At 70.7% G+C, this 18937-nt stretch carries 19 protein-coding genes; 6 read left to right on the top strand and 13 right to left on the bottom strand.

The annotated features are described in order from the left end of the window. Nucleotides 1–180, top strand: a 180-nt coding sequence (locus tag AB0F44_RS16630; protein WP_357357197.1) for a hypothetical protein, incomplete at its 5' end; no start/stop codon positions are given. Here the strand turns inward: AB0F44_RS16630 and AB0F44_RS16635 are convergent. Together AB0F44_RS16635 and AB0F44_RS16640 are read right to left on the bottom strand one after the other, a co-directional pair. Next, nucleotides 147–1025, bottom strand: a complete 879-nt coding sequence (locus tag AB0F44_RS16635) for an acyl-CoA thioesterase II (protein ID WP_357357199.1) — start codon at nt 1023–1025, stop codon at nt 147–149. The two genes, AB0F44_RS16630 and AB0F44_RS16635, sit on opposite strands and share 34 nt — an antisense overlap. A 15-nt stretch (nt 1026–1040) precedes the next feature. Further along, the gene (locus tag AB0F44_RS16640; protein WP_350658644.1) at nt 1041–2081 is read right to left on the bottom strand and encodes a PAC2 family protein; all 1041 of its coding nucleotides are present in this window, start codon (nt 2079–2081) and stop codon (nt 1041–1043) included. A 217-nt stretch (nt 2082–2298) separates the two neighbouring features. Here AB0F44_RS16640 and AB0F44_RS16645 point away from each other — a divergent pair, with 217 nt between their 5' ends. Further along, a complete protein-coding gene (locus AB0F44_RS16645) occupies nt 2299–3498 on the top strand; it encodes an acetyl-CoA C-acyltransferase (RefSeq protein ID WP_357357201.1) in 1200 nt (399 codons plus the stop codon). Next, nucleotides 3495–5588, top strand: a complete 2094-nt coding sequence (locus tag AB0F44_RS16650) for a 3-hydroxyacyl-CoA dehydrogenase NAD-binding domain-containing protein (RefSeq protein ID WP_357357203.1) — start codon at nt 3495–3497, stop codon at nt 5586–5588. Before AB0F44_RS16645 ends, AB0F44_RS16650 begins: the two co-directional genes overlap by 4 nt. A gap of 66 nt (nt 5589–5654) precedes the next feature. Here AB0F44_RS16650 and AB0F44_RS16655 read toward each other — a convergent pair whose 3' ends face one another. The 10 genes from AB0F44_RS16655 to AB0F44_RS16700 form a co-directional block, all read right to left on the bottom strand. Next, nucleotides 5655–5876, bottom strand: a complete 222-nt coding sequence (locus AB0F44_RS16655) for a hypothetical protein (protein WP_357357205.1) — start codon at nt 5874–5876, stop codon at nt 5655–5657. Between the two features lie 213 nt (nt 5877–6089). Next, nucleotides 6090–7235 carry a glycerate kinase gene (locus AB0F44_RS16660; RefSeq protein WP_357357206.1) on the bottom strand — a complete coding sequence of 382 codons (1146 nt, stop codon included), beginning with the start codon at nt 7233–7235 and terminating at the stop codon, nt 6090–6092. 184 nt (nt 7236–7419) lie between these two features. Next, a complete protein-coding gene (locus AB0F44_RS16665; protein ID WP_357357208.1) occupies nt 7420–8535 on the bottom strand; it encodes a sugar diacid recognition domain-containing protein in 1116 nt (371 codons plus the stop codon). 8 nt (nt 8536–8543) lie between these two features. Next, nucleotides 8544–10499: a 1-deoxy-D-xylulose-5-phosphate synthase gene (gene dxs / locus AB0F44_RS16670; RefSeq protein ID WP_357357210.1), complete on the bottom strand. Its 1956-nt coding sequence runs from the start codon at nt 10497–10499 to the stop codon at nt 8544–8546. A gap of 10 nt (nt 10500–10509) precedes the next feature. Continuing rightward, nucleotides 10510–10962: an NUDIX domain-containing protein gene (locus AB0F44_RS16675; RefSeq protein WP_357357212.1), complete on the bottom strand. Its 453-nt coding sequence runs from the start codon at nt 10960–10962 to the stop codon at nt 10510–10512. 11 nt (nt 10963–10973) lie between these two features. Then, nucleotides 10974–11963, bottom strand: a complete 990-nt coding sequence (locus tag AB0F44_RS16680; protein ID WP_357357213.1) for a zinc-binding dehydrogenase — start codon at nt 11961–11963, stop codon at nt 10974–10976. Further along, nucleotides 11963–12838, bottom strand: a complete 876-nt coding sequence (phnE, locus tag AB0F44_RS16685; RefSeq protein ID WP_357357215.1) for a phosphonate ABC transporter, permease protein PhnE — start codon at nt 12836–12838, stop codon at nt 11963–11965. Before phnE ends, AB0F44_RS16680 begins: the two co-directional genes overlap by 1 nt. Continuing rightward, the gene (locus tag AB0F44_RS16690) at nt 12835–13647 is read right to left on the bottom strand and encodes an ATP-binding cassette domain-containing protein (protein WP_357357217.1); all 813 of its coding nucleotides are present in this window, start codon (nt 13645–13647) and stop codon (nt 12835–12837) included. Before AB0F44_RS16690 ends, phnE begins: the two co-directional genes overlap by 4 nt. Further along, the gene (locus AB0F44_RS16695) at nt 13647–14588 is read right to left on the bottom strand and encodes a phosphate/phosphite/phosphonate ABC transporter substrate-binding protein (protein ID WP_357357219.1); all 942 of its coding nucleotides are present in this window, start codon (nt 14586–14588) and stop codon (nt 13647–13649) included. Before AB0F44_RS16695 ends, AB0F44_RS16690 begins: the two co-directional genes overlap by 1 nt. 18 nt (nt 14589–14606) lie before the next feature. After that, nucleotides 14607–15764 (bottom strand): TIGR03364 family FAD-dependent oxidoreductase, encoded by a 1158-nt coding sequence (locus tag AB0F44_RS16700; protein ID WP_357357221.1) that lies wholly within the window; start codon nt 15762–15764, stop codon nt 14607–14609. 168 nt (nt 15765–15932) lie between these two features. Here AB0F44_RS16700 and AB0F44_RS16705 point away from each other — a divergent pair, with 168 nt between their 5' ends. From AB0F44_RS16705 to AB0F44_RS16715, 3 genes are read left to right on the top strand one after another with little or no spacing between them, the layout of a single operon-like run. Continuing rightward, nucleotides 15933–16691 (top strand): GntR family transcriptional regulator, encoded by a 759-nt coding sequence (locus AB0F44_RS16705; RefSeq protein ID WP_357357223.1) that lies wholly within the window; start codon nt 15933–15935, stop codon nt 16689–16691. Then, nucleotides 16688–17380, top strand: a complete 693-nt coding sequence (locus tag AB0F44_RS16710) for a phosphonatase-like hydrolase (RefSeq protein WP_357357225.1) — start codon at nt 16688–16690, stop codon at nt 17378–17380. Before AB0F44_RS16705 ends, AB0F44_RS16710 begins: the two co-directional genes overlap by 4 nt. 47 nt (nt 17381–17427) lie before the next feature. Continuing rightward, the gene (locus AB0F44_RS16715; RefSeq protein WP_350658663.1) at nt 17428–17643 is read left to right on the top strand and encodes a hypothetical protein; all 216 of its coding nucleotides are present in this window, start codon (nt 17428–17430) and stop codon (nt 17641–17643) included. Here AB0F44_RS16715 and AB0F44_RS16720 read toward each other — a convergent pair. Continuing rightward, nucleotides 17640–18875 (bottom strand): helix-turn-helix domain-containing protein, encoded by a 1236-nt coding sequence (locus tag AB0F44_RS16720; RefSeq protein ID WP_357357227.1) that lies wholly within the window; start codon nt 18873–18875, stop codon nt 17640–17642. The two genes, AB0F44_RS16715 and AB0F44_RS16720, sit on opposite strands and share 4 nt — an antisense overlap. Nucleotides 18876–18937: the final 62 nt, after the last annotated feature.

The raw sequence follows: 18937 nt of genomic DNA on the forward strand, positions 1-18937 counted from the left end.
ATCGGCTCGATGGGCCATCTCCTCAAGGGAGAGTCGCCCAACCTGAGCCTCTGCCCGGTCTACCTGCGGCCGCTCGTCGCCGCGTGCCTGGCCGACGAGCCGACTCGGCGCCGAATCCCGTCAGGACGAGCCGACTCGAAGAGGGGTCAGGCGCGAGGCGGCCGGATGAGGCCCTCTTGAGCGACCGTTGCGGCCAGGATGCCGTCGGCGGTGAAGACGCGGCCGATGGACAGGCCACGACCGCCGTAGGCCGAGGGGCTCTCCTGGTCGTAGAGCCACCACTCGTCGGCGCGGAAGGGGCGGTGGAACCAGATGGTGTGGTCGAGCGAGGCCATCTGAATGCCCTTGTGGTCCAGGGAGTGGGCCGCCAGAGAGGCGCCGAGCAGCGAGATGTCGGAGGCCCAGGTGAAGGCGCCGCGCTGGATGTCGGGATCGTCAGGGAGCGAGGCGCCCAGGCGGATCCAGAGGCGCTGCTGTGCGGGATGGGTCGGGTCGGGCTTGATGCCGAGCAGCGAGTTGCCGACGGCACGCACCTCGACCGCCTCCCACTCGCGCGCCAACGAGACGGCCTCGGGGCTGCCGGAGTCGGCCATCATCTTCAGGAAGTCGATGCACTTCTCGGGCGCCGGGACGGACGGCATCGCGTCCTGGTGCTCGAAGCCGGACTCCTCACGCTGGAAGTTGGCGGTGAGGTAGTAGATGTCGCGCCCCTTCTGGCGCGCCCGGACCCGCCGCGTCTCGAAGGAGCGCCCGTCACGGATCCGCTCGACGTCGTAGACGATCGGGTAGGACGGGTCGCCCGGCAGCAGGAAGTAGGAGTGCATCGAGTGCACCGTGAAGGCCGGGTCGGCCGACCGCACCGCGGCCATCAGCGCCTGGGCGGCCACCTGGCCGCCGTAGGCGCGCCCGCGCGAGTTGCGGGTCGTGGTGGCACCGTGGAAGAGGTCCTTGTCGATCTCGACCAGGTCGAGCACGCCTACCAGCTCGGCCACTGCCTGATCCGCCGCTACGGCGTCGGTCGTCATGGGAGTGAGTGTCTCTCAATCCTTCTCAGGGTTGTCATCGGGGTCGGGGCCGTTCAGCCCGGCCAGGAACTGCTCGAACTGCTCGCCGAGCTCGTCGCCGGTCGGCAGCGGCTCGTCGGGAGCCAGCAGCGAGCGGCCGGACTCCTCCCCGCGCTGGAAGGTGTCGTACTGCTGCTCGAGAGCGGCCACGACCTCCCGCACCTCGGCATTGTCCTCGATGTAGGAGGCGATCTCCTCCTCGCGGCGCTGCGCCTCGGCCTCCAGGTCGGAGACCGGGATCGTCAGCCGGGCCGCGCGCTCGAGCGCCTCGACGAGCACGACCGCCGCGGCGGGGTAGTCGCTCTGAGCCAGGTAGTGCGGCATGTGCACCACGTAGCCGCCAGCGGGGTGGCCCCACTCCCCCAGGCGTACCTCCACCAGGGCCTGGGCGGAGGCCGGGATCCGGATCTCGCCCTTCCACTGGCTCTCCCAGACCTGGCCGGCGAGCTCCTGCGCCGGGTCGTTGGCGTGCCTGGTCGTGGTCAGCGGGCGGGTGTGCGGCACCGCCATCGGCACCGAGGCGAGCGAGATCACCTCGGTCACGCCGAGGCGCTCGATGACCTCGCGTACGGCGCCGGCGAAGGCCTCCCAGCGGTTGTCCGGCTCGGGGCCGTGCAGCAGGAGGTAGGGGGCGTCGCCGGTGTCCTTGAGCAGCCGGACGACCAGCCGCGGCGCGTCGAAGGACTCGTAGTGGTCGCTGACGAACGAGATCGCCGGGCGGCGGGCACGGTAGTCGTGGAGCTCGTCGACGTCGAAGGTCGCCACCACCGGCGCTCGCCTCGAGGTCTGGATCAGATGGGCCGCGGCGCGCTCGGCGGCCTTGCCCGCGTCGAGGAAGCCGTCCAGGACGACCACCAGCGGCAGCTGGTCACCTCCGGCAAGGATGATCTCCTCGGGCAGGTCGTCCACGATGTGCACCAGTCGTGATCCGGCCATCGGTGTCTCCTCCCGTTGCGTACGGCCCTCGCGGGCCTCGTCGTCGCTCGCCTCGCCAGGGATCGCGACCCTGGGGCTCAACCTTCTCAATACACGCTTCCACATGACGACAGCGCAGCATCCTGGACGCCCGCGTTATTCCCAAGCCGACGCGCGGCGACCCGCGAGAGCCGGTGTGACCTCCCCCTCGGTGCGGCCGTTGTTACTAGCGGGTAATGTAAGCGGCGGGCACCACCCGTGCCCGCATCAACAGCGCCGCCCGGCGGCATTCGACCGGCAACCCACATGGAGTGACACGGTGACCCGACAGCTGCGAGAAGTCGTCTTCGTCGACGGCGTACGCACACCTTTCGGCAAGGCCAAGGGCCAGTACGCCGAAACCCGCGCAGACGACCTGGGCGTCAAGCTCATCCGTGAGCTCACGCGCCGCAACCCTGAGCTTCCCCCCGAGCGGATCGACGAGGTCGCCATCGCCGCGACCACGCAGATCGGCGACCAGGGCCTGACGATCGGCCGCACCGCGGGCCTGCTCGCCGGGCTTCCGCAGTCCGTCCCCGGCTACGCCATCGACCGGATGTGCGCCGGCGCGATGACCGCGGTCACCACGACCGCCGGTGGCATCGCCTTCGGCGCCTACGACGTCGTCATCGCCGGCGGTGTCGAGCACATGGGCCGCCACCCGATGGGCGAGGGCGTCGACCCCAACCCGCGGATCATCTCCGAGAAGCTCGTCGACCCCTCGGCGCTCGTCATGGGCAACACCGCCGAGAACGTCCACGACCGCTACCCGGCGATCACCAAGGAGCGCACCGACGCGTTCGCCGTCCGCTCCCAGGAGCTGGCGGCCAAGGCGTACGCCGACGGCAAGATCCAGCCCGACCTGGTCCCCGTCGCCACCCGCTCCGCCGAGAACGGCTGGGGCCTGGCCACCACCGACGAGCCGATGCGTCCCGGCACCACCACCGAGGACCTGGCCAAGCTGAAGACCCCGTTCCGTCCGCACGGCCGCGTCACCGCGGGCAACGCGGCGGGCATCAACGACGGCGCGACCGCCTCGCTGCTGGCCTCCGAGGACGTCGCCCGCGAGCTCGGTCTGCCGATCAAGATGCGGCTGGTGTCGTACGCCTTCGCCGGCGTTGCCCCCGAGGTCATGGCCGTCGGCCCGATCCCCTCGACCGAGAAGGCGCTGGCCAAGGCCGGCCTCACGATCGACGACATCGAGGCCTTCGAGGTCAACGAGGCGTTCGCCATCCAGGTCCTCGCTTTCCTGGACCACTTCGGCATCGCCGAGGACGACGAGCGCGTGAACCCGTACGGCGGTGCGATCGCGTTCGGTCACCCGCTGGCCTCCTCCGGCGTGCGGCTGATGATCCAGCTCGCGCGCCAGTTCGAGGAGCGCCCCGAGGTCCGCTACGGCCTCACCACCATGTGCATCGGCCTGGGTATGGGCGGCACGGTCATCTGGGAGAACCCGAACTGGACTGGGGAGTCGAAGTGACTGACATCAACACGCTTCTCACGGACGTACGGACGCTCTTCTCCGACGACGAGGTCGTGACCGCGGCCAAGCTGGCGAAGGTCACCCTGCCCTCCGGCAAGGTCCTCGGCCTGGTCACCCTCGACAACGGGCACGACCACACCCGCCCGAACACGTTCGGGCCGAAGTCGCTGGTCGAGCTCAACACGGCGTACGACGCCGCGTTGGCCGACCCCGAGATCGACGCGATCGCGGTGACCGGCAAGCCGTTCATCCTCGCGGCCGGTGCCGACCTGACCTCGCTGCAGGCGGGTGGCCCCGACGGGATCCGTACGATCGCCGAGCTCGGTCACGCGGTCTTCCGCAAGCTCGGCGACGGTGCCGACGGGGTCAAGAAGCCGTCCTTCGGCTTCATCAACGGGCTCGCGCTCGGTGGCGGCCTCGAGGTCGCGCTGCACGCCGACTACCGCACGATCCAGGACTCGGTGCCGGCCGTCGGCCTGCCCGAGGTCATGCTCGGCCTGATCCCGGGCTGGGGCGGTGGCTACCTGCTGCCGAACCTGATCGGCCCGGCGAAGGCCGCCAAGGTCTTCATCGAGAACCCGCTCAACAACGGCAAGGTGCTCAAGGGCACCGAGGCCTTCGACCTGGGCATCGCGGACGCGATGTTCGGCGGCGCCGACTACCTCGAGCAGTCGCTGCTGTGGGCCGACGGCATCCTGTCCGGTGACGTCACCGTCAGCCGTGAGGAGATCGACCGGGGCGAGGCCTGGGACGAGGCCGCCAAGAACGCCGGCTTCTTCGCCTGGGCCAAGACCGGAGACGCCTCTCCGGCCGCCAAGAAGGCCGTCGAACTGCTCACCCTGGCCAAGACCGCGACCCGCGACGAGGGCTTCGCGGCCGAGGACGACGCGCTCGTGGCGATGTCGAAGACCCCGCAGCTGCTCGCCTCGCTCTACTCCTTCGACCTGGTGCAGAAGCGCGCCAAGCGTCCCGCCGGCGCGCCCGACAAGGCGCTCGCGCAGAAGGTCACCAAGGTCGGCATCATCGGTGCCGGGCTGATGGCCTCGCAGTTCGCGCTGCTCTTCGTCCAGCGTCTCAAGGTGCCGGTCGTGATGGTCGACCTGGACCAGGAGCGTGCCGACAAGGGCGTGGCGTACGTCCACGCCGAACTCGACAAGAAGCTCGCCAAGGGCCGCGCGTCGCAGGACGCGACCAACCGCCTCAAGGCGCTCGTGACGTCGTCGATCGACTACGCGGAGGCATTCTCCGACGCCGACTTCATCATCGAGGCCGTCTTCGAGGAGATGGGCGTCAAGAAGACCGTCTTCGCCAACGCCGAGGCCGTCGCGCCGGAGACCGCGGTCTTCGCCACGAACACCTCGAGCCTCTCGATCACCGAGATGGCGGCCGACCTGAAGAACCCGGAGCGGGTCGTGGGCTTCCACTTCTTCAACCCGGTCGCGGTGATGCCGCTGCTGGAGATCATCCGCGGCGAGACGACGTCCGACGCGGCCCTGGCCACGGCGTTCTCGGTCTCGAAGTCGCTGAAGAAGACCTCGATCCTGGTCAAGGACAGCCCGTCCTTCATCGTGAACCGGCTCCTGGGCCGCTTCATGGGCGAGGTCTCCAAGGTCGCCGACGAGGGCACCCCGATCGATGTCGTCGAGTCCGCCTTCGCCGGTGTCGCGCCGATGGGCCCGTTCGCGCTGATCGGCCTGGTCGGCCCGGCGATCGCGTACCACAACAACGAGACGCTCGCGAAGGCCTTCCCCGACCGGTTCCACCTCTCCGAGAACCTCCACCGGGTCGTCGAGGCCAAGAAGAGCTCCTTCTTCGGTCCCGACGGGCGCACCCTCGACCCCGAGGTCGAGGCGCTGCTCGTCTCCGGCGACGTGGTCAAGACCGCCGAGGAGGCCCGCCAGCAGGCCCTCGAGGCCATCGCCGACGAGATCGGCCGGATGCTCGAGGAGGGCGTCGCCCAGGCCGCTGAGGACATCGACCTGGCGATGATCACCGGTGCCGGCTTCCAGTTCTGGAACGGCGGCATCACCCAGCTCCTCGACCGCGAGGGCATCTCCGAGAAGGTCACGGGCAAGAAGTTCCACTGACCCTCGACGAAACCGCCCCCGGCCACGATGTGGCCGGGGGCGGTTCACGTTCAGCCGAGGTCTGGCTCAGACGTTGTTGCCGGCGAGCGGGCCGTTCCCGCTGCCGCCGGTCGCCGGCCTCGCGGCCCGCTGTCGAGCCGGTGGCCTCTGCTGGCCGCTGGTCTGCGCCGAGGCGCGCCGGCTCTCGATCTTCTTGCGGACCAGCTCGTTCGCCGCGTGCAGGTCGAACGGCGGCGACATCTGCTCCGGTGACCAGTGGAACTCGGCCACGATGTCGTCGTAGAGCATTGATTCCCCCGAGGTGCTGTTTGGTTGAGGTTGGTGACGGTCCGGGGAGCTTGCCGGTCCCGGGACCTATGACACTCTAGACCGGGATGCGGCCCGATCGGGCAGCGAACCGCCTGTGACGTACGATCGTCCCCGTCGTTCTTCGACGTCTGACCTGCGAAAACCGTCCCTCCCGTCCAAGCATTGCGATGTCTCAGGTTCAGAGACTGCCCGCTAGCCGGCCGACGCCGCGCCCCACAGCCGCGCGATCGACTCCGCGATCCGCGACAGGTCATCCTCGACACGGTCCAGCGCATCATGCAGCGAACCGGGGCCGGGAGATGCGGAGAACACCGCGGTCATGCCGGCCGCGAGCGCCCCGCTCGCGCCTTGGGACACGTCGCCCGCGATCACGACCACGGGGACATCCCGTGCCTGGGCCAGCCGCATCACGCCGACAGGGGTCTTGCCCCCGAGAGACTGGGTGTCCAGCCTGCCCTCGCCGGTGATGACCAGGTCCGCCCCGGCGATCGCGGAGCCGAGCCCGACGGCGTCGGCGACCAGCTCGAAGCCCGAGCGAAGCTCGGCACCCAGGAACGCGAGCGCCGCGAACCCCAGCCCGCCCGCCGCCCCGGCCCCCGGAGACTCCGGGTCCGCCAGCGAGGCGCACACCTCGCCGAGCCGGCGCAACCCCGCATCGAGCATCTCGACCGTCGCCTCGTCCGCCCCCTTCTGCGGGCCGAAGACGCTGGCGGCGCCGCGCGGACCGTGCAGCGGGTTGTCCACGTCGCACGCTGCTATCACCTCGCATCGCGCCAGGCCGGGGTGCAGGGCCGCTAGATCGACCGTGGCGATGTCGCGCAGCCCGGCGCCGCCGGGTGTCACCCGAGCGCCGGTCGCGGACGTGAGACGTACGCCGAGCGCCTGGGCCATTCCGACGCCGCCGTCGGTGGTCGCGCTGCCGCCCAGGGTGAGGATGAGCCGTTCGACCCCGGCGTCCAGGGCGGCCTTGATCAGCTCGCCGGTGCCGTACGTGGTGGCAGTCGCGGCGCTCTCGGGTGTGGGATCGACCAGGTGCAGCCCTGACGCGGACGCCATCTCGACGACGCCGGTCAGCCGGCCCGCAGGCCCCTCGGCCGGGATCAGGCCGAGCTCCGCGTCGACCGGCCGACCGTGCGGCCCGGTGACCGTGTGACGGACGATCTGGCCGCCGAGGGAGCCGATCAGCGCGTGCAACGTGCCCTCTCCCCCGTCGGCGACGGGCAGGGTCACGGTCTCCCAGTCGGGGGCGCCGCGCCGCCACCCGGTCGCGATGGCGGCCGCTGCCGCCGGGCTCTCGCAGCTGCCCTTGAAGGAGTCTGGAGCTATGACGACGCGCATGACTCAGGCGATCAGGATCAGTAGGTCGGCCATCGAAGGTCCTTCATCGTCGGACAGGAACGGCGTGCGCCTGGCGTGTGCCAGGCATGTGCTGCACAGCATCTGTTGCGCGATGCGATGGCGTCCACAGGCAGATGGCCAAGGCCCTGGACCCAGATCTTGTGCATCTGCACAATGGGCGCGGCTATTGATCCGAGCCGAGCACCGGTCCGAGGTACAGCATCAGGACGTCAGGCAGGTGGTCCATCCGCAGACCGGTGATGTCGCCGATCCGGGCGAGGCGGTAGCGGACGGTGTTGCGATGGACGTGCAGCGCCCCGGCAGCGGCCGTCGGGCTGGCGTTCTGCTGGATGTAGGCAGCGAAGGTGGCCACCAGCTCGCCGGACCGGTCGGCGGCGACCAGCCGCTGCCACGGCTCGGCGAGCAGGTCGCCTCGCCACCCGTCGCCCATGCCCCTGACCAGGGCGAGCAGCGGCACGTCGTCGAAGTCGTACGCTCCGCCGGTCGTGTCGATGAGGCCGGTGACCGTCAGCGTGTCGCGAGCCGTCAGGTAGGCGTGCTCGAACGCGGCGGGCCCGGTGAAGGCGCGACCGGTGGCATGTCGGAGATCACCCTCCGCGGCACGCAGCAGCGCCGCGACGTCCACGTTCGGGTTAGAAGAGCGACCGGCGGGGCTGAAGACGACGAGCTCCTGCGGCTCCACCCGGCCGACCAGGACGCCGCGTACCTGCGCCAGATCCCGCTGCAGTCCGAGAAGAGCGTCCGTATGCGTCTGCGTCCGAGCGGCGGGCGCGACGACGGTCGCCCGCCGGGGCATCTCGAGGTCGATGTCCAGGCCTGCGGCCCACTCCGTGATCTCGCGCGGGGCGAGCCGTCCGGCGGCCGCATGGCCGATGAACTCCTCCCGCTCCCGGTAGCGCCACTGGCGGGACTCCGCGGCCCGGGCCTGGTCGACCATCAGCTCCGCGGTCACTCTGATCAGCTCGCCGAGCAGCCGTACCTCTTCCGGATCGCCGGTGATGCCGACGACCCCGACCAGCTGGCCGTGGGAACGCAGCGGCAGGTTGATCCCGGGCTGGACGCCGCGCAGTGCCAGCGCGTCGGAGTGAGCGATCTCCACGACTCGGTCCTGCTGCGCCGCGAGGAGTGCACCTTCGTGCACGGCGCCGATCCGGTCGTCGTGCCCCGAGGCCAGGATGACCCCGTGCGGGTCCATCACGTTGACGTTGTGGCCGATGACGCTCATCGTCCGCTCGACGACCTGCCGCGCCAGGTCCGAGGTCAGTAGCGCGGCGCTCACCACAACGGTCAGAGCCGCGCCTGGCGCGGCGAGCTACCTTCGCCCTCGGCCTGCGCGTCGCCTTCAGGCTCGTCCAGACGCAGGCCGGCGTCGTCCTGGAGGCCGCCGTCGAGCACCGTGATGGTGTCCAGCGCGATCGCCTGCGGGGTCAGACCGATCGTCTCCAGGATCTTCGGCCGCTTGGCGTGGTCCAGGAACTCCTGGGGGATGCCGTGGATCTTCACCTGGGTGCGTACGCCCGCGGCCGTCACGGCCTGCAGGAAGGACGCTCCCACGCCGCCGGCGACGCCGTTGTCCTCGATGGTGACGACCAGGCGGTGGTCGGCGGCCGCCTCGATGAGGGCGGGGTCGATCGGCTTGACCCAGCGCGGGTCGACGACGGTGACGCCGATTCCCTGGGCGGTGAGCCGCTCGGCGACGCCCACGGCGACCTCGGCCATGGAGCCGACGCCGATGACCAGGACGTCCTTGGTGCCGTTGCGCACGAGCACGTCGGCCTCGCCCAGCTTGGCGATCGTGGGGATGTCCTCGGGCGGCGGGCCCTTCGGGAAGCGTACGACGGTGGGCGCGTCGTCGACCTCGACGGCCTCGTCGAGGAGCTCGTTGAGGCGAGCGATGTCGCGCGGCGCGGCCAGGCGGAGGCCGGGGACGACCTGGAGGAGCGACATGTCCCACATGCCGTTGTGGGAGGCGCCGTCGTCGCCGGTCACCCCGGATCGGTCGAGGACGAACGTCACGCCTGCCCGGTGGAGGGCGCAGTCCATCAGCACCTGGTCGAAGGCGCGGTTGAGGAAGGTCGCGTAGACCGCGAAGACCGGGTGCAGGCCGCCCATGGCCAGGCCGGCGGCCGAGGTGGCGGCGTGCTGCTCGGCGATGCCGACGTCGAAGGTGCGCTTGGGGAACCTGGCCTGGAACGCGTCGAGGCCGACCGGGTGCATCATCGCAGCGGTGATCGCGACGATGTCCTGGCGGCTCTCCCCCAGCCGCAGCATCGCGTCGGAGAAGTGGTCGGTCCAGATCCGGCCCTTGGGCTTCTCGGCGCCGGTCTGGACGTCGAAGGGACCCGGCGAGTGGAACTGGTCGGCCTCGTGGCGCTCGGCCGGGTCGTAGCCGTAGCCCTTGCGAGTGATCGCGTGCACGATCACGGGACCGCCGAACCGCTTGGCCGAGGTCAGCGCCTGCTCGACGGCGTGCCGGTCGTGGCCGTCGACGGGGCCGACGTACTTCAGGCCGAGGTCCTCGAAGAGGCCCTGGGGCGCGACCGCGTCCTTGAGCCCCTTCTTCACCGCGTGCAGCGCGTCGTAGGCCATCGCGCCAATCCCGGGCACCGCGTTGAGGCGGCGCTTGACCATGTCGAGGACCAGCTCGTAGCGAGGGTTCGTTCGCAGCGCCGTCAGCGCCGTGGCCAGGCCACCGATGGTCGGGGTGTAGGAGCGGCCGTTGTCGTTGACCACGATGACCAGCCTGGAGTCGTGCTGGATCGCGATGTTGTTGAGCGCCTCCCAGGCCATCCCGCCGGTCAGCGCGCCGTCGCCGATCACGGCGACGACGTGGCGGTCCTCGCCGCGGATCGTGTAGGCCTTGGCCAGGCCGTCGGCATAGGAGAGCGCGGTGGAGGCGTGAGAGTTCTCGACCACGTCGTGGTCGGACTCGGACTGGCTCGGGTAGCCGCTCATCCCGCCCTCGCGGCGCAGCGTGCCGAAGTCGCCGGCCCGGCCGGTGACGAGCTTGTGGACGTAGGACTGGTGGCCGGTGTCGAAGACGATCTTGTCGCGCGGGCTGTCGAAGACCCGGTGCATGGCCAGGGTCAACTCGACCACGCCGAGGTTCGGCCCCAGGTGGCCGGTGTTGGTGGCCACCGTCCGGATCATCAGGTCCCGGATCTCGCTCGCGAGGAGCTCGAGCTGGTCGTCGGAGAGATCACGAAGATCCTGCGGCGCGGCGATGCGTTCGAGGAGACCCATGGCCCGGATTCTACGTCTCGACCCTGAGGACCGCCGACCCGGATAGCGCCGCGTGCTGGGGTGATCCAAGGAAGGGCGTCAGCCCGATCCGGGCCGAGTCGCTGAGGTCCAGGTCAGGCACGGTCGCGGGGTCGACGAAGACGATCTGTCGTCCCTCGTGGCAGACGATGTCCGCGTCGGTGAGGTCGACGCCGGCCGCGTACAGGTGGAGCTTGTCGTCGGTGCCGGTCTCTGGGTGGTGGACGTCGTGGACGGCGAGCAGCTGCAGCTCGGCGGGGCTCAGGCTGACCTCGGTCTCCTCCTCGAGCTCGCGCACCGCCCCGGCCAGCGGGTCCTCCCCCGGTTCCAGGTGGCCGCCGCAGAAGGCCCACTTCTCCGGGGCGATCACGGGGCGCTCGTCGCGCTCCTGGAGCAGCACCCAGCCACGACGGTCGACAAGGATCACAGCGGCGAACTCGGTCATGATGCGCGAGCCTAGTTGCTGCGCGGACGCACCGACGCCCGCGGCCTCCCCAGCTCGCTCGTCAGTACGTCACCGACGCGCTCGAGCCCGACGGGCTCCTCGACCAGCTCCGCCCATGGCCGCGTCGACGCGGCGAGGAAGGCGACCGCCTGTTCCAGGTGGCGCGGCTCGTAGTTGTGTACGCCGCTGACCGACCGCCAGCCCCGTACGATCGCCTCGGGGTCGACCGAGATCGCGCGCCCCGGCGAGACCGACCCCACCAGGACGAGGGAGCCGCCGATGTCGAGGGCCCCGAGCGCTGCCTCGACCGCCGAGGCGGCTCCGGAGAAGTCCATCGCCACGTCGACCGGCGGAAGCGCCTGACCTGCGGTCAGCGTCGATGTCGCACCGAAGTCGACGGCCAGCTCCAGCCTCGCGGGCTCGATGTCGCTCACCACGACCTCGGCCGCCCCGGCGTCGGCCGCGGCGGCGACCGCGGTGAGCCCCAGCATCCCGGCGCCGACCACCAGCACCCGCTTCCCGCGCAGCGAGCCGGCCCGCTCCAGCGCCGCCATCACGGTGGCGGTCGCGCACCCGGCTGGCGCGGCGACCTCGTCGGCCACGGCGTCGGGGACGGGCAAGACCGCGGTTCCGGCGGGCAGGAGCACATGGGTCGCGTAGGTGCCGGACAGCGGCCAGGCCGGCTCGTGGGGCTCGTGGCCGAGCTTGCGGACCGAGCGGCACTTCGCGGTGAGCCCCCGTCGGCAGCGGTCGCAGCTCCCGCACGAGACGGTGACGCCCCAGACCACGCGCTGGCCGGTGCCCACGATCCGTCCGACGCCCTCGTGCCCGAGGACGCTCGGGCAGGCACCGGGACGCCGGCCGGAGACCGTGTGGTGGTCGGAGCCGCACACGGTCGCGAGGTCGATCTCGACCAGCGCCTCCCCCGGCCCAGGCACCGGCAGGTCCACGGTCTCCAGCGTCACCTCGGCGCCGCCACGCCACACCGCGAGCCGTGCCATCAGACCGCGCCGACCTTCTTGCGCAGCCAGGCCGAGAAGAGGTCGATGACGATGATCAGGACGATCACCATGCAGACGTACGTCATCATCGTGTCGAAGTGGAAGCTGTCCACCTCGGTCTTGATGAAGAACCCGACGCCGCCGGCACCGACGGTGCCGAGGATGACCGAGCTGCGTACGTTGGTGTCGAAGCGGTAGAGCAGCAGGCCGAGCAGTGACGGCATGACCGCGGGCAGTACGGCGTGCGCGGCCGACTGCGCGGGCGAGGCTCCGGCCACGCGGAGCGCCTCGACCGGTCCCTGGTCCACCTCGTCCATGGCCTCCGACCACAGCTTGCCCATGACCGCGACGTTGTGGATCGCCAGCGCGATCACACCCGGGAAAGCACCGAAGCCGACCGCGGCGATGAACATCAGCGCATAGACCGTCTCCGGGACGGCACGCAGCACCGACATCACCGCGCGACCCAGGAGCCACAGCGGCACGAACCGGTTGGTCGTACGCGAGGAGATGACCGCGAAGAGCAGCGCCACCGGAATCGACAGGGTCGTGCCGAGCAGGCCGATCCAGATCGTGAGCAGGCAGTACTCCAGGCCGGGCCGGATGGTCTCGGACCAGCGCAGGTCGAGCGGGAAGGCACCGTCCTGGTGGATCGTCTTGCCGTTCGGGTAGGTGCGGTCGACCCCGAACAGGAAGTTCCACAGGCCCCGCCAGCCCTCGAGCAGCTCCTTGGGCGAGGTGTTCGTCTGCACCGCGGCGTACCAGTGCACCAGGATCAGGGCGACCGTGATGGCCGCCCCGAGGGCGATGCCGGACGGGCGGAAGCGGGGCGGGATGTCGAGACGCGGTTCCGGGGTCTTGGTCAGGCTGCTCATGCGAACTCCCTCATCTCGGCGACCGCGGCCGCCTCGGCCGCCTCGGCGGCCTCCAGCGCTTCCAGGGCGGGCCGGTAGAGGCCGGCCACGGTCTCGTCGGTGACCTCGGCGCTGCTGCTGTCGAAGACGAGCCGGCCGCCGGCCAGTCCGAGGATCCGGTCGGAGAAGCGGCGTGCCAGGTCGGGCTGGTGGAGCACCGCTGCCACGGCGAGGCCGTCGTCGTCGGCCAGCGAGCGGAGCAGGTTCATCACCTGCTCGGAGGCGGCCGGGTCGAGCGCCGAGACCGGCTCGTCGGCGAGCAGCACCTTGGCGCGCTGGCACAGCGCGCGAGCCACCGCGACTCGCTGCTGCTGGCCGCCGGAGAGGCGACCCGCCTTCTCCCGGGCGCGGTCGGCGAGACCGACCCGGTCCAGGCAGGCCATCGCCTCGGCCTGCACCTCGCGCGGGAAGGCCAGCACGGACCAGGACCGGCTCAGGCCGAGCCGTCCGAGCGCTCCCGCGCAGACGTTGTCGAGCACGCTGCGACGGGGCACCAGATGGATCTTCTGAAAGACCATCGCCACCGTCGGCACCGCCTCGCCGGGTTTGGCTCTGACGCCGTCGACCGTGATCGTGCCACCGTCGGGACGCTCCAGACCGACCACGCAGCGCAGTGAGGTGGACTTGCCGGATCCGTTGGCTCCGAGGAGGCTGACCACCTCCCCGGAGGCGACCTCGAAGGCCAAGCCGTCCAGGACCGTCTTCTCCCCGAACGCCTTCCTCAGGCCGTCGATACGCAGGGCCGCCCCGGGGAGGTGATCAGCGCCCATCAGAGGTCGTCCGTGGTCAGGTCGAGGGCCTCGGCGAGGTCGGTCACCGGCTGGTAGTCCTCCTCGGTCACCGCGACCAGCGCGGGCTTGCCGGCGGGCGGGGTGAAGTCGAGGTACTCGCCGATCTCCGCGACCGACTCGGCAGGCAGGTTCAACAGCGCCTCCTGGACGGCCTTGGACACCTCGGGAGTCATGTTCGGGCCGGCCGCGATCGGGTCGTTGAGGATCGGCTCGGACTTCCAGATCTGGCGGAAGGCAGACTCGTCGAACTGGCCCTCGGCCGTCGCCGAGGCCAGGGTCTGGCTGTTGATCTCGGCGGCGTCGACCTTGCCGTTGACCAGGGCCAGCAGCGCCTCGGTGTGGCCACCGGCGTACTCGGCCTTGACGTCCTTCTCGATCCCGGCATCGATGAGCGCTTTGCGCGGCACCGCGTCACCGGAGGTGGAGCCGGACTCGGACAGCGCCAGGGTCGTTCCCGCGAGGTCCTCGACGGACTTGACCGGCGAGTCCTTCGGCACCCAGATACCGCCGGTGTAGGAGGAGACCTTGCCGTCCTCGCCCGCGAAGGAGGCCAGCGGCGTGGCGCCGGCCTGCTTCTGGGCGAAGACGTAGCCCAGCGGCCCGAACTGGCCGATGTCGAGCTTGCCGTTCTGCATGGCCAGGATCTCCGCGACGTACGTGTCGGAGATCTGCACCTCGACCTCGCAGCCGAGCTCATCGCCGAGGGCCTTGCCCAGGGTCTCGTAGACGGGAATCAGGTTCTTGGGGTCCTCGAAGGGCTCGACGCCCATCTTCAGGGTGCCGTCGGGGCAGATCTGGTCGGGACCGACCTCGCCGCCCGCGGCGGCCTTGTTGGTCGTCGCCTCGCTGCCGCAGGCGGCCAGGGCGAGGGTCAGTGTGGCGGCGCCGGCGAGGGCGGTGAGGGAGCGCAGGGTGGACATGTTCGGTTTCTCCTGTGGTCAGAACAGCTGGTCGAGGACGGTGGGCGCGAGGCCCAGTGCTGTGGTCATGCCGATGCCCGACGTCACCGAGACGACCCGGAGGCCCGGGAACGGCTCTGCGATGAGGAAGTCGGTCCGCGGCGAGTCCGCGTAGACCCCTCGCCAGCGACGTCGGACGGTGAGCGGAGCCCCGAGCAGCCGCGCCCCTTCCCGCAGCACCAGCTCGGCGACGTGCTCGTCGTCGAAGGGCAGGTGGGTGCGGTCGTAGTGGTGGGTGTCGCCCAGGACGATCGAGCCGGGTCTGCCGCCGCTCCCGGGGCGCTGGGTGAGCATGAGGTTCATGACGACGTCGAGGAGCTCGGGCGCGGTCGCCTCGAGCTCGTTGCGTACGTCGGCGGCCGCCGTGGTCTCGGCGAACCCGCCGTAGCGGAGCATCGAGAGTCCGGTCAGCACCGCAGGCCCGATCTCGACGTCAGCCGGAGGCGCGACCTCGAGCATCTGCAGCCGGCAGCGGCGTACGGCTGCCTCCTCGGCGACCTGCGGAAAGAGCCGGTCGATGTCATGGCCGGCGGCGTGGACGACCCGGGCGGAACGGATGGTTCCGCGGCTGGTGCGGACGTCGATCCCGTCGGCGTCCGGGTCGATGGCACCGACATGGGTCGCCCAGCTGAACCGGACCCCCTCGGACTCCAGCCACGCCGCGATCGCGGGCAGCGCCTCGCGCGGGTCCACCCTCAGGTCGAGCGGCAGGTGTGCACCGCCGAGGACCTCCGCGGTGGCCGGCGGGAACAGGTCGCGGGTGGCTCCGGCGTCCAGCAGGCGGGCCTGCTCGGTGCCGCGGATTCCCGCGAACTCTTCGAGCACGGCCATCTCGGCCTCGGTCCGGGCGACGACGACCGTGCCCGTCTCCCGGAGACCGAAGCCCGCCTTGGCGGAAAGGGCGAGCCAGCGCTCGCGGGCCGCGAGGGCATAGGCCAGCGACTGGCCCGACTGAGCGGTGGTGCAGATGTGCCCGAAGTTGCGGATCGAGGCGCCGACGGCGCGCTCGTCGCGCTCGATGACATGGACCTTCAGGCCGCGCGCGAGCCCTTCGACGGCGTGCGCGAGGCCGACGATCCCGGCACCGACAACAACAAGGTCGGCGGCACCGTCGGGGGTGGTCGTATGAGTTGGCACGGCCCGAACACTTCTGTCTCGCGGCAGCCCCGGTCAACACTCTCGACGAACATGTACAGACAAGTTAACCGGTCGTTTTCCTGCGCACCGTTTGGTCCTCTGAGCGTTATCCGGCCGTTCACGAAGCGCTTCATCACACTTGTCTGATCAAGTTGTAGCCTGCTGTCCATGAGTAGCCCGTTGCATGTCCAGGTCGCCGAGGCCATCCGCGCGCGGATCATCGCCGGCGAGCTGCCGACCGGCGCCCCGATCCCCTCCGAGGCGCAGCTGTGCGAGCAGTTCGGCGCCTCCCGCGGCACGATCCGTACGGCACTGGCGAGCCTGCGCCGCGAAGGCCTGCTCAGCGGCGGCCAGGGGCGTCCGCCGACCGTGCGCGACACCGCGCTCGGGCAGCCCTTCGAGCAGCTGATCTCGTTCAGCGCCTGGGTGCAGCAGATCGGCCACACCGCCGGGCAGCGCACGATCGAGGTCGCCCGGCGCGGCGCCACGGCTGCTGCCGCCGAGGCGCTCGACATCAACGAGGGCGACCCGGTGGTCGACGTGCTCCGGCTCCGTCTTCTCGACGGTCATCCCGCGATGCTCGAGCGCAGCACCTTCGTCGAGCGCGTCGGGCGAATGCTCTTCGACTTCGATCCCGACACCGGCTCGCTCTACGCCCACCTGATCGCCGCCGGCGTCGACCTGCACGGCGCGCGTCACACCATGGACGCGGTCGCGGCCGACGAGACCGACGCCGACCTGCTCGACATCGCGGTGGGCAGCCCGCTCCTGCGTGAGCGCCGCCGGGCGACCTCCGCCGACGGCACGCCGCTGGAGTACGCCGACGACCGCTACCGGCCCGACCGGGTCACGTTCACCATCGACAACACCCGCCCGTCCGCGGCGGGGATCCGCACCGACGTACGCATCCTCAAGGAGATCTCGTGACCGCCCCTGCCTACGATCTTGCCGCCCTCGACATGGCCGGCACCACTGTCGCCGAGGGCGGGCTGGTCTACGACGTGCTCGAGTCGACTGTCGCCGACGCCGCCGGCGAGCCGGTCCCCCACGACCTGCTGCTGCAGTGGAAGGGCACCTCGAAGTGGGAGGCGATCCAGGGACTGCTGCGCGGGCTCGGCCAGGACCCGACCACCGCCCAGGTCGACAAGATCTTCGACGGCTTCGGCGAGCGCCTCGTCACCGCCTACCGGGAGACCCCGCCGCAGCCATTCCCGGGCGTGCCCGAGATGTTCGCGACGCTGCGCTCACGAGGCGTCAAGGTCGCGCTGCAGACCGGCTACTCCACCGAGATCGCCGCCGCCATCCTCGACGGCCTCGGCTGGACCGTCGGCCCCGACGCCGACTCGACAGTCGACGCCCTGGTCACCTCCGACCTCGTCGCCGCCAGCCGCCCCGCCCCCTACCTCGTCTTCCACTGCATGGAGGCCACCGGCGTCCAAGACGTACGCCGCGTGCTGGTCGCCGGCGACACGCCCAACGACCTCGGCGCCGGCACCAACGCCGGGGCCGGCTTCGTCGTCGGCGTCGCCACCGGCTCCTTCACCCACGACCGGCTCGCCACCGAGCCCCACACCCACCTCCTCCCCTCCACCGCGGACCTGCCGACACTCCTGTGAGACGTACGTTCCTTGACTGGACACAAGCCAAGGCAAAGACTGGCTCCATGGCACTGACCAAGAAGCAGAAGACGATCCTGACCACCGGCGCGCTCGTGGCCCAGGCGGCGGTCGCCCCGGTGATCCTGCGCGACCTGCAGACGCGCTCCGACGACGAGATCCGCGGGCCGCGGACCCTGTGGCGGCTGTGGGGCAGCACCAACCTGCTCGGCGCGGCGGTCTACTGGTTCTACGGCCGCAAGCCGGCCGCGGCGCAGGCCTAGGCCCTCGCCACGCCGCGAGGCTCGGTGAGGAGCCGGATCGCGAAGATCAGCTCCTCGACGTCGGCGAACCGGCGCAGGTCGCAGCCGGTGCGCTCGGCGATCCGCTCGAGCCGGTGGTAGGCGGTGTTGACGTGGACGTGCAGGCGCTCGGCGGCCAGCTTGGCGTTGAGGTCGCAGGCGACGTACGCCAGCATGGTCTCGATCATCACGCAGTCACGCGCGAGGTCCTCCTCGACGAACTGGCGCAGCGCGGGGCGCACCAGGCGGCGGGCGGTCGGGTCCTCGCGCAGCACGAGGTAGTCGATCGTCGAGATCATCGGCAGGGCCATCACGCCGGGATCCGCACCGAGGACGTCGCGAGCGATCCCGGCCTCTGCGTACGCGGCGGGCGCGGCGCCCAGGCCCGCGTGCACGGTGCTGGCGCCGATGGCGAGCTCGAACCCCTCCCGGGCGAGCTGACGGTAGATGCGCCGCAGGTCGGGCACGATCGTCCTGACGTCGTCGGAGGCGACGGGCAGGATCGCGACGAGCTGCTCCTGACGGATCACCGTGACGCCCTCCCGCGCAGGGCCCAGCTCGGTGCGTACGTGCCGCAGCGCCTCCCGCAGGCTCCGTCCCGGGCGTAGCGGCCGCACCGGCACCGCGACCAGGACGATGATCCGGTCGTCCGATTCCAGCCCGCACCTGCGAGCCACCTCCAGCATCGGACCCGGCCGGGCGCCTCGTCCGGCGAGCAGGTCCTCGACGAGGTCCCGCCGGATCCGGTCGCCCTCGGCGAGCTCGACCTGATGGGCAGCGAGGTAGGCCTCGGCCGCGACCGTGCTGCCGACCTCGATCACCTGCATCACGTGCGAGGCCACCGGGAGCGCGGCACGGCTGGTCTCCGGGTCGGCAGCAGCGATCTCGACGATGCGCTCCCACAGCGCCACCTGACCGATACGGAAGGCCTGCAGGAAGTCGGCGAGCGCGACTCCTTGGCGGACCCGGCGAGTCGCCTGGTCCACGGTGAACTGGAAGTCCTCGCGTACGGCCGCGCGTCCCTCCTCCAGCGTGGTGAGCACCGCCAGGAAGACCGCCTCGGCGTGATCGCCGACCTCCTTGCGCAGCTCGGGATCGGGGCTGACGGCGTAGGCCGGAACCTGGTCCCAGTTGTGCTTGAGGAACAGCTCCACGGTGTGCGGGAGGTCCTCCCTGATGCCCGCGACGATGCGTTTGATCGGCTCCATGCTCATCGCGCTCCCTCGGTGTTTCGCTGGCGGTTGCGGCGTCAACCAGATCAACGCGCGAGTGTGGC

It is taken from the genome of Nocardioides sp. NPDC023903, assembly GCF_040639295.1.
GTDB lineage: Bacteria > Actinomycetota > Actinomycetes > Propionibacteriales > Nocardioidaceae > Nocardioides.

Coding starts and splice junctions, on each gene's coding strand:
- dxs (WP_357357210.1), bottom strand. CDS start 10,499: ATGGGTCTCCTCGAACGCATCGCCGCGCCGCAGGATCTTCGTGATCTC.
- AB0F44_RS16660 (WP_357357206.1), bottom strand. CDS start 7,235: ATGCGCGTCGTCATAGCTCCAGACTCCTTCAAGGGCAGCTGCGAGAGC.
- AB0F44_RS16715 (WP_350658663.1), top strand. CDS start 17,428: ATGGCACTGACCAAGAAGCAGAAGACGATCCTGACCACCGGCGCGCTC.
- AB0F44_RS16635 (WP_357357199.1), bottom strand. CDS start 1,025: ATGACGACCGACGCCGTAGCGGCGGATCAGGCAGTGGCCGAGCTGGTA.
- AB0F44_RS16705 (WP_357357223.1), top strand. CDS start 15,933: ATGAGTAGCCCGTTGCATGTCCAGGTCGCCGAGGCCATCCGCGCGCGG.
- AB0F44_RS16680 (WP_357357213.1), bottom strand. CDS start 11,963: ATGGCACGGCTCGCGGTGTGGCGTGGCGGCGCCGAGGTGACGCTGGAG.
- AB0F44_RS16720 (WP_357357227.1), bottom strand. CDS start 18,875: ATGAGCATGGAGCCGATCAAACGCATCGTCGCGGGCATCAGGGAGGAC.
- phnE (WP_357357215.1), bottom strand. CDS start 12,838: ATGAGCAGCCTGACCAAGACCCCGGAACCGCGTCTCGACATCCCGCCC.
- AB0F44_RS16695 (WP_357357219.1), bottom strand. CDS start 14,588: ATGTCCACCCTGCGCTCCCTCACCGCCCTCGCCGGCGCCGCCACACTG.
- AB0F44_RS16655 (WP_357357205.1), bottom strand. CDS start 5,876: ATGCTCTACGACGACATCGTGGCCGAGTTCCACTGGTCACCGGAGCAG.
- AB0F44_RS16675 (WP_357357212.1), bottom strand. CDS start 10,962: ATGACCGAGTTCGCCGCTGTGATCCTTGTCGACCGTCGTGGCTGGGTG.
- AB0F44_RS16690 (WP_357357217.1), bottom strand. CDS start 13,647: ATGGGCGCTGATCACCTCCCCGGGGCGGCCCTGCGTATCGACGGCCTG.